This is a genomic window from Hydrogenovibrio thermophilus, from assembly GCF_004028275.1.
Classification (GTDB): Bacteria; Pseudomonadota; Gammaproteobacteria; order Thiomicrospirales; family Thiomicrospiraceae; genus Hydrogenovibrio; species Hydrogenovibrio thermophilus.
This window is the reverse complement of sequence record NZ_CP035033.1, coordinates 2,042,501-2,057,837: the sequence shown is the minus strand read 5'-3', so window position 1 is coordinate 2,057,837 and position 15,337 is coordinate 2,042,501. Positions and strand designations below refer to the sequence as shown.

General features: G+C 52.4%; 11 protein-coding genes, 2 tRNA genes and 1 rRNA gene (1 of these 14 only partly in view). 3 read left to right on the top strand and 11 right to left on the bottom strand.

The window, feature by feature from the left end:
• Nucleotides 1–78: 78 nt before the first annotated feature.
• From EPV75_RS09645 to EPV75_RS09595, 11 genes are all read right to left on the bottom strand, one after another.
• Nucleotides 79–984 carry a LysR family transcriptional regulator gene (locus EPV75_RS09645; protein WP_128385244.1) on the bottom strand — a complete coding sequence of 302 codons (906 nt, stop codon included), beginning with the start codon at nt 982–984 and terminating at the stop codon, nt 79–81.
• Entirely contained in the window at nt 981–2,774 is a 1,794-nt protein-coding gene (gene atzF / locus EPV75_RS09640; protein WP_225972308.1) for an allophanate hydrolase, read from the bottom strand. The genes EPV75_RS09645 and atzF overlap by 4 nt, the downstream gene beginning before the upstream one ends.
• Nucleotides 2,771–6,394 (bottom strand): urea carboxylase, encoded by a 3,624-nt coding sequence (gene uca / locus EPV75_RS09635; protein WP_128385243.1) that lies wholly within the window; start codon nt 6,392–6,394, stop codon nt 2,771–2,773. Before uca ends, atzF begins: the two co-directional genes overlap by 4 nt.
• A gap of 49 nt (nt 6,395–6,443) precedes the next feature.
• Complete coding sequence (locus EPV75_RS09630) at nt 6,444–7,088, bottom strand: urea amidolyase associated protein UAAP2 (protein WP_029938717.1); 645 nt, start codon at nt 7,086–7,088, stop codon at nt 6,444–6,446.
• Entirely contained in the window at nt 7,075–7,839 is a 765-nt protein-coding gene (locus EPV75_RS09625) for an urea amidolyase associated protein UAAP1 (protein ID WP_128385242.1), read from the bottom strand. The genes EPV75_RS09630 and EPV75_RS09625 overlap by 14 nt, the downstream gene beginning before the upstream one ends.
• Complete coding sequence (locus tag EPV75_RS09620; RefSeq protein ID WP_029938715.1) at nt 7,832–8,305, bottom strand: CopG family ribbon-helix-helix protein; 474 nt, start codon at nt 8,303–8,305, stop codon at nt 7,832–7,834. Before EPV75_RS09620 ends, EPV75_RS09625 begins: the two co-directional genes overlap by 8 nt.
• A complete protein-coding gene (locus tag EPV75_RS09615; RefSeq protein WP_449768859.1) occupies nt 8,306–9,109 on the bottom strand; it encodes an ABC transporter ATP-binding protein in 804 nt (267 codons plus the stop codon).
• Between the two features lie 118 nt (nt 9,110–9,227).
• Nucleotides 9,228–10,208 (bottom strand): ABC transporter permease, encoded by a 981-nt coding sequence (locus tag EPV75_RS09610; RefSeq protein WP_128385240.1) that lies wholly within the window; start codon nt 10,206–10,208, stop codon nt 9,228–9,230.
• A 206-nt stretch (nt 10,209–10,414) separates the two neighbouring features.
• A complete protein-coding gene (locus tag EPV75_RS09605) occupies nt 10,415–11,257 on the bottom strand; it encodes an amidohydrolase family protein (protein ID WP_225972307.1) in 843 nt (280 codons plus the stop codon).
• Between the two features lie 14 nt (nt 11,258–11,271).
• Entirely contained in the window at nt 11,272–12,417 is a 1,146-nt protein-coding gene (locus EPV75_RS09600) for a histone deacetylase family protein (RefSeq protein WP_128385238.1), read from the bottom strand.
• Nucleotides 12,418–12,427: 10 nt separating this feature from the next.
• Nucleotides 12,428–13,000: a hypothetical protein gene (locus EPV75_RS09595; protein WP_128385237.1), complete on the bottom strand. Its 573-nt coding sequence runs from the start codon at nt 12,998–13,000 to the stop codon at nt 12,428–12,430.
• Between the two features lie 567 nt (nt 13,001–13,567).
• On the opposite strand from EPV75_RS09595, the gene EPV75_RS09590 reads away from it, so the two are divergent.
• The 3 genes from EPV75_RS09590 to EPV75_RS09580 all read left to right on the top strand — a co-directional run.
• Nucleotides 13,568–15,123, top strand: a 16S ribosomal RNA gene (locus tag EPV75_RS09590).
• A gap of 78 nt (nt 15,124–15,201) precedes the next feature.
• A tRNA-Ile gene (locus tag EPV75_RS09585) sits at nt 15,202–15,278 on the top strand.
• A gap of 6 nt (nt 15,279–15,284) precedes the next feature.
• Nucleotides 15,285–15,337 (top strand) — tRNA-Ala (locus tag EPV75_RS09580); it runs 23 nt beyond the window's last position.

The following is a 15,337-nucleotide window of genomic DNA, read 5'->3' as shown; positions in this document are numbered from 1 at the left end:
GTTCTGGTTTAGATTAGAGGAAAGTAGGACGGCCTTAAATGATGATGTTTGCAAGTATACGTGCGACTTGCGTCATGATTACTTCAGTTGCTTGAAAAATTGTCCGATGACGTTTCGAAGCGTCTCATCTCTTGTGAGATGTGCGGCTTCAACAACAGAGATATGAAAAAACTGTTTGGGTAGAACAGGAATGAGGATTCCCTGTTTTTCAAAGCTATCGGCATAGTGTTGAGGAATAAAGCCGATATATTGTCCTGAAAGAATCAAAAACATCATCGCTTCAAGGTTTTCGGTATAAGTTACGTGCCCGTAGGTTTCAAGATTCAGTTCAATTAAATCGGTTTCTTTGAGAAAATTGCGAGACACAAAGTTTTGACCGTTTAACCAATCAAATATGTTGCCGTCAGTGTTTTCGGTTTGAATCTTCTTTCCCAAATCACTGTCGACCGCGCAGTAAAGATAATCGGTTTCTTGGTAAATCGGAGTGTAGCTAATCGCATCGTGTTTGCTTTCAAAGATGCCCAAAGCCATGTCAATTCGTTTGTCGAGCAATTGCTTTTCCAATTCATGGGGTGTCTGTACCCCAATGTTCAGCATTACGTCTGGATGACTATCGGCGCAGTATTGCTTAATGGCGAGAAGCAGCGGGCAATTTGGATCGGTTATGACATTGTCGATAATGCCGATACTTAAACTTTGTAACCCTTTGCCGCTTAAGGATTCCACTCTTTTTTCGAACCCTCTGAACCCTGTAAAAAGTTTTAAGGACTCTTCATAGACTAAACTGCCTTCCGGCGTCACCTCAAACCCACTTCGGCCACGATTACATAAAGTGAGTTGCAAGCGTTTTTCCAATTGGGTGATGGCTCGGCTGATGGTGGATGCATCTTTATTCAAGCGCGCTTGCGCATTGGCAATACCGTTGGACTCCACGACGGCGGCATAAATCTTCAACAGTTTTACATAGTTTTCATCAATGTTCATAAAGCATTTTGTTTCATCCAATTGCGCCACCCACCGGTATGGGTGATGTCGGTGGCGCCTTCAATGCCGTAAGGTTCGCAGATAAAGCCGACCACTTGTGAGCCGTCAATCAATTCCACTTTTCCCAGCCCCAGTGGGGAAGGAATCAACGCCAAAAAGGTGCCGAGATGCTGCTTGGGCATGGACCAGACTTCCACTTCAATGCTGGCACCGTCAGTATTGGTTTTCACCAGGCCTGGCTTCAGAATCGGGCCGCCGGCCAGTTGGTAAAAACGGTATTTCGGCGCGGTTTTCGTGGTTTGCAACAAGGTCGCACCGCGTTCGATTAATTGTCCATTCAATGGAAATCCGACCAAGTGGGCGCCGACCACCGCCAATGAAATAGTGTGTGGCGTGTCGAACAATTCGGCTTTTGGCGCCGGAATCGGCAGTGCTTTGGCGCCCGCCGTTTTGTTGAACTGGTTGTGTAACGCGTCGGTCAGTTTCAACAAGGCGCGATCACTGCCGGCGGGGGCGAAAAAGGTCACTCCGGTCGGTAAGCTATCGTTTCGCAAGCCGGTCGGCATGGCGACGGCGGCGTAATCCAATAAATTCATGAAATTGGTGTAGGTGCCGAGCACCGAATTCAGCCCCACCGGGTCTTGTTCGATTTGCTCGGTGCTGAAAATGGTCGGCGTGGTCGGCGTCATGAAACAATTGATGTCCTGCCACACGGCGCGGGTATCGCGCTGCGCCTGCTGCAGGGCATAGCTGCCTTTGTAAGCGTCGGCCGCACTCAAGTTGCGGGCACCGGCGATAATGCCGCCCACCGTCGGGTCGAGTTGGGTTTCATGGGCTTCGAAAAAGGCTTCAATGGCGGCGTAGCGCTCCGCCACCCAAGCGCCACCGTATAAGAGTTTGGCGGTTTCCAGCCATAAGGTGAAATCGATTTCCTTAATGTCAAAACCTTGGCTTTTCAGTTGTGTGACCGTGGCCTCAAAGTTGGCTTGCGCCTCGTGGTCGTCATAAAAAATCAAACCGGCGGCGTCGGGAATGCCGATGACGGGTTTGGCTGCCCAGGCTGGAGGTGTCAGGGCCATTTCGTCTCGGCTGAATTCGTCGGTGTCATCCGGCTGGGCGGCGACGTCAAACACCTTGTAAGCGTCCTGGGCGTTCAAGGCAAAAATGCTCACCACATCCTGCGAGCGAACCGCAGGCACCACGCCGGACGTGCTCAAAAGGCCTTTGGACGGTTTCAGGCCAATCAGGTTGTTGAACGCGGCGGGCACTCGACCGGAACCGGCGGTGTCCGTGCCCAGCGAGAAACTGCATAAATTCAATGCCAGCGAGGCGGCCGAACCGGAGCTGGACCCGCCGGAAATCATGTTGAAATCAAACGCATTGTGGCACACGCCGTAAGGCGAACGGGTGCCGACCAAGCCGGTGGCGAACTGGTCCATATTGGTTTTGGCAAGCGGAATGGCACCGGCGTCAATCAACAGTTGCACCACCGTGGCGGAGTGCTCCGGCACGTAGGCGAATTCTTCACAGGCCGCCGTGGTGGGAATGCCCGCCAAATCGATGTTGTCTTTGATCATAAACGGAATGCCCCACAGCGGCAGGCTGTTGGGCTCCGATTCTTCCAAGCGGTTCAGATAAGGCGCCAGTTCTTCATCCGTCAACACATGGATGAAAAGGTTGTAATCCGTGTAATGGCCCGTCTGTTGATGCAGGCTCTCGACCACTTGACGCGGCGTGAGTTGGCCTTCGCCATAGGCCTGGCGTAAAGACGCGATGCGACAATCGATCATTCCGATACCTCCATGACCAGCAAGGCTTGGCCGTTTTGAATCAAATCCCCTTCGTTGATGAGAATTTCGGTGACGGTGCCGTCGTATTCCGCTTCAATCGGAATTTCGATTTTCATGGTTTCCAGAATGGCGATGACATCGCCTTCGGCCACCGCATCGCCGGGTTTGACCTGAATTTTCCAGACGCTGCCGGTAATCGGCGACAGGGCGGCTTCAAAGCCTTCCGGGATTTCGGCCATCGGTTCGTTTTGAATTTCCTCTTGGGATGACGTGTCTTCGTAGTTGGCTTGGCCGTTGGCTTCCCAACGTTGGCGTTCGGCTTCGAAAGCGGCTTTTTGCTTGGTCTGGAATTCGGCGATGCTGTCGGCTTCTTCGGCCAGGAACGCCTGATAATCGGCCAGAGACAAGGTGGTTTCTTCAATGTCGATGTCGAAACGGCCCAACGGGAAGTCGTGGCGTGCTTGTTTCAGCTCGTCTTCACTGACCGGATAGAACTGAATCTGGTCGAAGAAATCCAGCAACCAAGGTTTGCCCGGTGGGAAATATTGGGTGTTGCGATAGGCGTTCCACATTTGGATAGTGCGCCCCACAAACTGATAACCGCCTGGGCCTTCCATGCCGTAAACACACATATAAGCGCCGCCGATGCCCACGGCATTTTCCGGCGTCCAGGTTCTGGCCGGGTTGTATTTGGTGGTGACCAGACGGTGACGCGGGTCTAATGGCGTGGAAACCGGCGCGCCGAGGTAAACGTCGCCCAGTCCCATGACCAGGTATTTGGCTTCGAAAACGATGCGTTTGACGTCTTCAATCGAATCCAGACCGTTGATGCGGCGGATGAACTCGATATTGCTCGGACACCAAGGCGCATCCGGGCGCACCGAATTCATGTATTTTTCGATGGCCAGACGCGTGCTCGGATCGTCCCATGACAATGGCAGTTTGACGATGCGGCTTTTCACCGTGAGGTCTTTGGCGGATGAAATTTCCGCTTCCAGATCGACCAGCTTTTGAATCAGGTCGTTTTGGGCAATTTGGCGTGGATTGTAGTGCACCTGCAAAGAGCGGATGCCCGGCGTTAAATCCTTCAAAAATGCCCAGGCCTGGTCGTTTTTGAGTTCTTTCAATTTGTCGGTCAGCACTTGAATGCGGAAGCGCAAGGCCAAGTCCAGTTCCATAGCCCCGTATTCGATGAGCACATGGCTGTCGCCGGAACGGCGGTATTTGACGCCGAACTCGTGTTCGCCGGCCGGCAGTTCTTTCGCCAGGCAGGATTGTTCGGTCGGTTCCGACAGATAGGTCAGGTCGGAAACGACAGAGGCATCCAGTGCGCTGATGGCGGCATCTTGCGCTTTGAGTGCGACTTCGGCGGTGTCGATGGACACCGGCTTGAAGCGCACTGTATCGCCGGGACGCAATTGCCCCATTTTCCATTGCTCGGCTTCGATGATAGTGGCCGGGCAGACAAAGCCGCCCAGGCTCGGGCCATCCTGCGCCAAGATGACCGGCATGTCGCCGGTGAAGTCGATGGCACCGATGGCGTAAGCGTTGTCGTGGATGTTGGACGGATGCAGACCGGCTTCGCCGCCGTCCGTTCGTGCCCAAGTCGGTTTCGGGCCAATCAGGCGGATGCCGGTTCGGCTGGAGTTATAGTGGACTTCCCAAGCGGTGGAGAAGAAGGTGTCGATGTCGCCTTCGGTGAAAAAATCCGGTGAGCCTTGCGGGCCGTAAATCACCGCGATTTCCACCTCGTTTTCCAAGTTGGGAATCAGCTCGGCCGGAATCGGCTGGGTGGCGCTGATGCCGGCGGTGTCCGCCGGAATGTGCAGGACGTCGCCGGCGCGCAGCAATCGCCCGGCATGACCGCCGAAACCGCCCAGTGAGAAGGTGGTTTTACTGCCCATGTAATCCGGTACGCTGAAGCCGCCTTGGATGGCGAGATACGCCCGCTGTCCCAAGGATTTGATGACTTTGGATTTCAGTTGTTGACCGGCTTTCACTTCCACGGCTTGCCACTGCGGAATTGGCTGTTTATCCAGCGTCGGTTGCACATCAGCCCCGGTGATGCAGATGACGGCATCGCGGTCGAAGGTCATGCTGACGCCGGACACGGTCATTTCGATGGTCGCAGCGTCATCGGCATTGCCCAGACAGCGGTTGGCCAAACGGTGCGATAAGGCGTCCATCGGCCCGGACGGCGGCACGCCGATGTCCCAATAACCGGTTCGGCCCGGATAACTGATGAGCATGGAGTGGGTGCCGGCGTTGGTGATTTCGACCGTGTCGGGCTGATGGGTAAAGCCGTTCAAAAAGCGCGTATAGAGGTTTTCGGCTTTGATGAACGCCTCGGCATGGCTGAGGGTTTTCAAATAAGTCGCATTGGTCTCGAAGCCGTCGATGCGGGTTTCGTCCATGGCCGTTTGCAGTTTGGCCACGGCGTCGTCACGGTTTTGGCCTTTGACGATGATTTTTGCCAGCATCGGGTCGTAGAAGGAGCTGACTTCCTGACCGCTGCTGCACCAGGTATCCACTCGGCAGTCGCTCGGCATTTTCCAGCCGGTGAGACGGCCGGAACTTGGCTGGAAATTCTTGAACGGGTCTTCGGCGTAAACACGGACTTCAATGGCGTGGCCTTGCGCCGGTTTGACCAGGCCTGGGAAGGTTTGGTCAAAGGCGACTTGAATCATCCACTCCACCAAATCGACGTCGCGCACCGCTTCGGTGATGCCGTGTTCGACCTGTAAACGGGTGTTCACTTCGAGGAAATAGTATTGTTCGGTGTCCGCGTCATAAACGTATTCCACCGTGCCGGCGGAGCGGTAGCTGACCAGCTCTCCGAGACGCACGGCGTGGGCTTCCATTTCCGCGACCTGTTCGCGGGAGATGCCCACGGCCGGGGTTTCTTCAACGACCTTTTGGTTACGGCGCTGCAAGGAACAGTCACGCTCGCCGAAGGAAACGACTTGGCCCAGGCCGTCACCGAAAATCTGGATTTCGATGTGGCGGGCGTTGACGACGAATTTTTCCAGAAAAATGCCGCTTTGGCCGAAGGCGTTTTGGCTCAAACGCGCAACCTTCTCAAACGCTTCGGAAAGCGCTTCGGCATCGTCGCAACGCTGCATGCCGATGCCGCCACCGCCGGCCGTGCTTTTCAGCATGACCGGGTAACCGATGCGCTCGGCCTCTTCTAACGCCGTTTCGAGCGTTTCGAGCAAATCGGAGCCGGGCAGTAAGGGCACTTCGGCTTTAATGGCCAGTTCGCGTGCGGTGTGTTTTAAACCGAAATCGCGGATGTGTTCGGGCGTGGGGCCGATGAATCGGATGCCCATGCTTTCACAGGTTTCGGCGAAACCGGCGTTCTCACTCAAAAAACCGTAGCCAGGGTGGATTGCTTCGACGCCCAATTCCTGAGCGTGCTCTAAAATCAACGGCACGTTCAGATAGGTTTCGGTGGCGACATTGCCCGGTAGGGAAATGACTTCGTCGGCTTCCAGCACGTGCAGCGATGTACGGTCGGCGTCGGACGCCAGCACCACTGATTGGATGCCCATGGTGCGAAGTGTACGGATAATCCGGGTGGCGATGGCGCCACGGTTGGCGATGAGAACTTTCTTAAACATGTGTTTTCCTTTTCAGCGCGTTCTGAAGAGTGTTGGGAAGCGTATTGCGTTATTCCCAGATAATCATTTCAACCGGTGTCGGGTTGTAGCCGTTACAAGGGTTGTTCAATTGCGGGCAATTGGACACCAACACCAACACATCCATATGGGCTTTCATTTCCACATAGCGCCCCGGTGCGGAAATGCCGTCGTCGAAATCGAGATGGCCGTCCGGTGAAACGGGCACGTTCATAAAGAAATTGATGTTGCTGGCGAGGTCATCCTTGGTCATTTGCTGACCGTGGTTGCATTCACATTCTCCCAACGCCATCAGGAAGGAATCACGGCACGAGTGCATGTGGCGTTTTTCAATGGCGTAGCGCACGGTGTTGCTCTCCGCCGAACAGGCACCGCCGATGGTATCGTGGCGGCCACAGGTGTCGTCGGTGATGGTCAGCATCGGGTTGACCAAGTTGGATTGCAGTACCGAACCGGTGGTCAAATAGATGTTGCCTTGTTCGCGGATGGTGTCCGCCGCCGAATAGCGCTCGCTGTGGTCGTGGGCGTTGTAAAACAGGGTATCGACCGCCTGGTTACCTTCCAGGTCGACAATGCGGAAATGTTGTCCGGCTTTGACTTCGTGCATCCATGGTTTACCCGCTTCGACCACTTCGCGATAGACAATACGGCTTTCATCAACGTTAGATGTCGTCATTTGGGTTTTCTCCATAGTAAATTTTGGTGTTGTAGTAAGCGCGTTCGTTTTCGGCACGGTGGAGGCGACTGGCGTCGTCCTGCGCGACCGGTTGCGCTTTGAACACGGTCAGTTGAATCGGTTTCGGAGCGTATTCCGAGTTCGGATCCAACGGATGTTGTGCGGTGGACAAAGAGACGATGCTGTCCATTTCAAAGCGCAAATCAACGTAGTCGCCCGCTTTGGAGTTGTTCGGGACAAAAGTCATTTGGCCGTCGTCTTCGACGCGCACTTTGCTGAACCAGTTGATGTTCGGCATGATGTCGCTGGCGTTTAGGCCCCATTTGCCAAGCTCGTTCAACAGGCTGTCGTAGCCGTTTTTGTAGTAGTCGTTGTGGGCTTCCTGATAGGACTTATCGCCGTATTTTTTATGCACCAACGCCGCGTGCGACAAGCCGCCGATGGTGTCGTGCCAGCCGCAGGTGTCTTCGATAATCGAGCACATCACGCGCCCCATATCGCTGAAACACATGTTCGGACGGGTCAGGAAAGCGGTTTTCTGCGCTTTCAAGGTGTCCGGCATGTTGTAACGTTCGCTTTTGACTTCCAGGTTGTTGATGAGCATGGCGACATTGGCGCCGCCTTCCACATCGGTTAAACGCAAAACGGTGCCGCGGCGAATGACGCCGGACCAGTGGCCGCCACCCGGCAAGCTTTCTTGCCAGATGAAATCACCAGGCCTGGTGGTTTTGGATGAAGTGTTGTCAGTCATTTTGAGTCTCCTGTGACGAGTCGGTGACCGAAGTGTGAATCGGTGGTAGGGCCGAATGGGTCAAGTAAAGGTTGCCGGTTTTCACGCCCCGGTTGGAAATCATTTCGTGGCTGATGCGGTTCAGCTGGTCGGCCGCGCCTTGCATCAGATTGACCTCCAAGGTGTGGTGGTCCATTAATTGAATTTGGGTGGAGGAGATGATTTCCGCCACGTATTGATGCTTAAGCTGATTCAGCTTGACCTGCAAGCCGGGCACGGCGTGGTCGTACACCAGTGTCAGGGTGCCGGCCATGACTTCATTGGTGTAGTCTTGGCGATACGCCGAGACTTCCTTTTGAATCATTTCCGCCAAGAGGGCAGAGCGGTTGTTAAAACCGCGGTCGATTACGAGCTGATCCAGGTCTTCCAGTACTTTGGCGGGTAGGGAAGCGCTGGTGCGGACAAGGCCTTTGTTGTTCTGAGTCATTTAAAATACATCCGGAACTTCTGCGTTAACGGGAACGAGGCGGACCATGCTGAGTTTTTCCTCAAAGTCCAGCTCGGGCTCGGGTGGATGCACCAGGCTTTCCAAATATTCTTTGGTGGCCATGAACGCCGGGCTTAGCAGCGTGTCGTCCGCTCTCGGACGCGGCAATGGCACATTGACCACTTCGCGCACCCGGCCCGGGTTGGCATCCAATACCAGGATTCGGTCGGCCAGATAAATGGCTTCGTCCAAATCATGGGTGATAAAGAAAATGGTGATGTCGATGTTCTGCCAGATTTCCAGCAGATACTGTTGCATCTTTAATCGGTTCTGCGGATCCAGCGCGGCGAACGGTTCGTCCATCAGCAGGATTTTCGGCTGGTTCGCTAGGGCGCGGATAATTGCGACGCGCTGCTTCATGCCGCCCGACAGTTGGTGCGGATAGGCTTCGGCGAACTTCTCCAGCCCGACCAGGTCAATCCATTGCAAGGCTTCGGTTTCGGCGGTGTTTTTCGACATGCCGCCTTGGGTGAGACCGAACATGACGTTTTCTTTTACCGACATCCACGGGAAAAGCGAGTAGCTTTGGAAAACCATGCCGCGATCCGGGCCGGGCTCGACCACTTGTTTGTTTTCCACCAAAATGTCGCCGCTGTCCTTGGTTTCCAAACCGGCGATGAGGCGAGCCAAAGTGGATTTACCGCAACCGGATGGTCCGACCACGCAGACGAATTCACGCTTGAAAGCGGTGAAATCGATGCCGCCCAGGACTTTGTTGGTTTTGCCTTTATGTTCGAAAGACATTTCCAGGTTTTGGATTTCAAGCGCCTTGGGACGTTTGAGTATGCGTTGGTTACGGTCCTGGATTTCCGGCGTTTGCCATAAGTCTAAGGGGTGTTGTGCTTGTGTCATTCCGTGCTCCTTAGTGTGAACCGTGCCAAGGGAAAAGGCGTTTGCCGATGCGGGCCAGAACCAGGTCGGTCACCAGGCCGATAATCCCGATAATTAAAATCGCGGCGAAAACATTGTCGAAGTTTTTGTAACGGGCTTGCTGGGTGATGAACCAGGTAATCCCGGAGCTGGTGCCGATGAGCTCGGCCACGATCAAGTAAGTCCAAGCCCAGCCCAGCAGAATACGCATGTCGCGATACAGATCCGGCAGAATGCCCGGAATGATCACGCGGCGAATCAAGGAGAGTCCTTTGCAGCCCAACGTCAGCGAGGCTTCGATGAGCGCCATGTTCAGTTTGCGTGTGGTGTTGGCGGTAATCAACACCATTTGGAAAAAGGTTCCGATGAAAATAATGGCGATTTTCGGGGCGTCGTAAATCCCTAAAATGGCGACGGCCAAGGCACCGAAAGCGGGGGCCGGTAAGTAACGGAAAAATTCGGTGAACGGCTCGATAACACGTGATGCCGATTCATAGGTACCGGCTAAAATGCCGAGCGGCAAGCCAAAGACCATTGACCAGAAAAATCCCCAAGCGATGACTTGAATCGAATGCCCCAGGCTTTCGTGAAACCAAGGTTCGTTACTGCGTTTGGGCGGGGTCGTGAAGGCCGTGTAAAGCGCGGTCAGCACTTCGTGTGGCGCCGGCAGATAAACCGGATTGGACGGAACGCCTTGCGGCAGCTTGATCTCAGCCTGTTCTTCCGCCTGTTTGGTCAGCAACTTGTCCATTTCGCGATAATAGATTTCTTTATCGATCAGGCTGTCTTTGCGGAAGTAGGAAACATCGCCGGGATCGGAGATTTTCATTTGCGGATGCCAGATGTAAGGCGAGTAGCTCACCAATGACCAAAGCAGAATCGGAATGGCGAAGCTGGCGAAGGTCAGCCAGATTCGCGATGTTTTATCTAAGGGAACGCGAGGCGTTGTCCAGGATTTTGAAAATAATGCCATAGCTTGCTCTCTCTCGAAATGCTTATTTATGCCTTCTGCTTCGGAGGATAAATTTATTACGTTTTTCTTTAATCGTAATAAGCAATCGTTATACCAAGCTGGTTATTGTTTGTTTTTCAATGGGTTATGTATTTTTGGTGATATTTTGAATGCGGCGCTGCATTCTTTTGGTGCCCCTGTGTGATGCATTGGGGCAGGTTTGGGGGCTAGGGCGTTAAGTCCGGGCGATCGAATAGCTTCAGTGCATTTTGGTAGGCAATTTTATGGGCTACATCCGGTGGCAATTGGCTCAGCCAGCGGCGCATTTTCGATAAGGTATGGCCGACGGTCAGCCAGCGTAGTGTGCTGAAGGTGTCGACGGCAGCCAGTAATCGATCTTGGTGTTGGATGAAAAAGCCTTCCCATTCGGGGTTAAGACGACCTCGGTCGTCAAAAAACTCGCCATCCCGTACCGAGGTGTCAATGTATAGGTTTTGGGGGTGACGTTTCAGGAGCGAAGCCAGAAAGTCCGGTGTCGGTTTGGTGCCGAGATGGGCCCAAATGACTTGAACGTTGGGTGAAATCTCGAATATGCGGTCGACGATTTCCGCATCGCCGTGGATTTGCAGCATTAAGCTGCGCTCGCCAGCGATTTGAATGATGCGTTTTAAAACCGGGCTGTAAGTGTCTTGCTTGAAGATGTGGAACTCGCCGATGCCTTGGTAGGGGAAGGCATCAAGTTGGGCTTCAATGTCGTTTAAGGTATTGAGGTCCAGCATCCAGTTGGGTTTGTTGGCTTTGGTTTTGTATAAGCTCAAAAACGGAATAATGCGTTTGGGGGCGTGTTGATACAGCAATTCGGCTTTTGATGTCGGGGTGCTGGAAATCACGGCGCCGATGACATTGTACTTGTCATAGCGCGAAATGATTTGCGCCGGGCTGAGAACGCGGCTGTCGGCCAAGGAGTAATGCGAATGGCTGTCGAAAATCGGCAGGGTATTGGCCTGGCTCGTTGGTATCAATGCAGCCAGGCTGGTTATCAATAAGGTGTGTCGCAAAAAAGCTTTCATGGTCATCGTGTTGTTTAGGTTTTGAGATGGTGCTGAGCCAATTTTTGAATGGTTTGGCTGTAATCGGCTTCCGGAGTCGGTGACTCACCCAATGGGTTGAGGCGTTTTTCCGGGTTATTCAATAATGTATGGAAGGTGCCGACGGTGCAGTGCGCCAGAGGTTCGAGGTTATAGCCGCCGCCCAGTGAAAAACTGATGCGGCCATTACATAAGGTGTCGGCCGAGTTCAGGCATTTTTCCACCAGTTGGTTGAAACCGACTACCGAGACTTGGTGTTCGGCTAGGGGATCTTGCCAGTGGGCGTCGTAACCGGCGAATACAATAATATGGTCCGGCTTGAAGGCTTCCAGTTTGGGTTGGATAACTTGGTCGTATACCGATAGATAAGTGGCGTTGCCGGCCTTTTTTTGGAAGGGACAGTTAACCACTGTGCCTTCTGCGCCGTCTTTGCCAGTGAATTTGGCGCCGCCGGTCATCGGCCAGTAAGGGTGTTGATGGATGGAAATGGCCATAATGGACGGGTCGTCCGCGACCAAGTCTTGAGTGCCGTTGCCGTGGTGGACGTCGAAGTCGATGATGGCGACCCGTTCAACGTCGCGGTATTTTTGGAGCGCACGGGCCGCGATGATGTCGGAATTGAAAATGCAGAACCCCATCGCTTTATTGGTCAAAGCGTGGTGTCCGGGTGGACGTAACAAAGCGAAGCCACGGTCGACCTGGCGGTCGTGGACGGCCAGGTTCAGGTTGATATTGCTGCCCGCGGCCATTTTTGCGGCATCGAAGGTGGCGTGGTTTAAATAAGTGTCTTGATTATAAGCATCATAAAAACCGCCACCGCCTTTGCTCAGGATTTCGATTTCGTCGATGTAATTCTGCTGGTGGGCGAAACGCAATTCTTCCAATGTTGCCATGCGGGTATCGACCGGCGTGAGCTGTTCCCAGATTTTCTGGCGTTCCATCTCTTCGTTAATGGCAACCAGCCGTTGAGCGGTTTCCGGGTGCTTGGGCAGGTCGTGTTTCAGAAATAATGGGTCAAGCACTACGCCGACCGAATAATCGCCAGGCCTGGCCGGTTTGCCATAACTGACAGGGCTAAAAGCCGTTGCTCCCAGCGCACCGAGTGCGGCCAATTGTTTTATGAATGCGCGTCTTCCTGACATAACCACTCCTTTAAAAGCAAAGAGATTCATTCGCGGTAAGTAAATAGTTTAGCCCTTTCAGTGAAAATGTATAGTCGTATTCACCTAAAGAATGGTGTGCGACTTTAATGCGAAGGGTTTGACCGTTTTTAAGTTGATTGAGTAATTGTTGATAACTTTGTTGCAATTGCTGGAAAGTGCCGATTTTCTGGGTTGGAATTTCCAGTCGAATTCGATTCTGTTTTTGATTGTTTTGAGATTGGATTTTTAAAATGCCTTGTAATGGAATCGGTGCACGCTTGTCGGATGGTTGAATTTGATATTGGACGGTCATTAATTTGGGCGTTGAGCTGATGATTGCCTTATTTAATAAAATGATTTTCAAAGAAGGTAGCGAGTTGCCTGCACTGCAGGTGATGCCGAAGAAAGCCTGGCTGGAGGCCTGTTTGGTGAATAATTCCACTTGGTCGGGTTCTTGGGTGTAAGGGTTGAGGTAAGTCGTCAGGCTGTAGTCTTCATGCAAGCTTTGTGTGGCTTTGGCGAAAGTGTGCGTGGATAACAATAATGAGAGACTGAAAAGCAAAAATGCTGTGATGCGTGTCATGTGTTGATAACCGTTTTATAGTATGGATTAAATGTCATGTGACAGGATTGTATCGTTTTACACAAAACAATGACATCCTGTGGATAACTTTTTGGATAAAATCCTGAAATTCACTGGATTTGGTGCGAGTTTTAAAAAAAAGTGATAAAAAAATGTCAAAAAACTGCAAAAAGCTATTGCAAAAAACTGGAGAGGCTATAGAATACGCATCTCTTTCACGGAGACGCCAAAAACAACACTGCAAACGGAGTTGAATAAAGCGGAAACGGGGCAGAAAAAAAGCGTAAAAAAAGCTTGACGGAAACAAAATCAAGCGCCTATAATACGCGGCTTACCGAGACAGGGTGCAGCGCACTGAGTTGAGGAAAAGCAAGACCAAGAGTTCTTTAAAAATCAGGTAATTCAGAGATAATTTATGTGGAAGTTGCTTAGGTAAGTAGCTGTCCAAAAATAAATATCTCGACAACTATGTATATGGTTAATCACATTTATGTGAAACATGTACCTGTTAATTTCGAGTGTTTAATTCGTGCAGACAAGCACACAAAAAAATCGAGTAAAAAGATTAAACTGAAGAGTTTGATCCTGGCTCAGAATGAACGCTGGCGGCAGGCCTAACACATGCAAGTCGAACGGAAACGACAAGAACAAACTCTTCGGAGGGCGATCTTGGGCGTCGAGTGGCGGACGGGTGAGTAACGCGTGGGAATCTACCCTTTAGTTGGGGACAACATATGGAAACGTATGCTAATACCGAATATGCTCTACGGAGTAAAGGTGGCCTCTACTTGTAAGCTATCGCTAAAGGATGAGCCCGCGTTAGATTAGCTAGTTGGTGGGGTAAAGGCCTACCAAGGCGACGATCTATAGCTGGTTTGAGAGGATGATCAGCCACACTGGGACTGAGACACGGCCCAGACTCCTACGGGAGGCAGCAGTGGGGAATATTGCACAATGAGGGAAACCTTGATGCAGCCATGCCGCGTGTGTGAAGAAGGCCCGAGGGTTGTAAAGCACTTTCAATTGTGAGGAAAGGTTAGTCGCTAATATCGGCTAGCTGTGACGTTAACTTTAGAAGAAGCACCGGCTAACTCTGTGCCAGCAGCCGCGGTAATACAGAGGGTGCAAGCGTTATTCGGAATTACTGGGCGTAAAGCGCGCGTAGGCGGACTGTTAAGTCGGTTGTGAAAGCCCTGGGCTCAACCTAGGAATTGCATCCGATACTGGCAATCTAGAGTTTAGGAGAGGGAAGTGGAATTCCTGGTGTAGCAGTGAAATGCGTAGATATCAGGAGGAACATCAGTGGCGAAGGCGACTTCCTGGCCTAAAACTGACGCTGAGGTGCGAAAGCGTGGGTAGCGAACGGGATTAGATACCCCGGTAGTCCACGCCGTAAACGATGTCAACTAGCTGTTGGCCTTATTAAAAAGGTTAGTAGCGTAGCTAACGCGCTAAGTTGACCGCCTGGGGAGTACGGTCGCAAGATTAAAACTCAAAGGAATTGACGGGGGCCCGCACAAGCGGTGGAGCATGTGGTTTAATTCGATGCAACGCGAAGAACCTTACCATCCCTTGACATCCTGCGAACTTTCTAGAGATAGATTGGTGCCTTCGGGAACGCAGTGACAGGTGCTGCATGGCTGTCGTCAGCTCGTGTCGTGAGATGTTGGGTTAAGTCCCGCAACGAGCGCAACCCTTATCTTTAGTTGCTACCATTTAGTTGAGAACTCTAAAGAGACTGCCGGTGATAAACCGGAGGAAGGCGGGGACGACGTCAAGTCATCATGGCCCTTATGGGATGGGCTACACACGTGCTACAATGGGGGGTACAAAGAGCAGCTAGCTGGCGACAGTGCGCGAATCTCATAAAACCTCTCGTAGTCCGGATCGGAGTCTGCAACTCGACTCCGTGAAGTCGGAATCGCTAGTAATCGTGAATCAGAATGTCACGGTGAATACGTTCCCGGGCCTTGTACACACCGCCCGTCACACCATGGGAGTGGGTTGCAAAAGAAGTGGGTAGTCTAACCTTCGGGAGGGCGCTCACCACTTTGTGATTCATGACTGGGGTGAAGTCGTAACAAGGTAGCCCTAGCGGAAGCTGGGGCTGGATCACCTCCTTTAAGACAAAGACGGCCGCGAGCCTAAGTTAGCTTTCACATAAATTGTCTCTGAATTACTGAGAAAAACGAGAACGACCTGGGTCTGTAGCTCAGTTGGTTAGAGCGCACCCCTGATAAGGGTGAGGTCGGTGGTTCAAATCCACCCAGACCCACCAATGAATGGGGCTATAGCTCAGCTGGGAGAGCGCCTGCCTTGCACGCAGGAGGTCTGCGG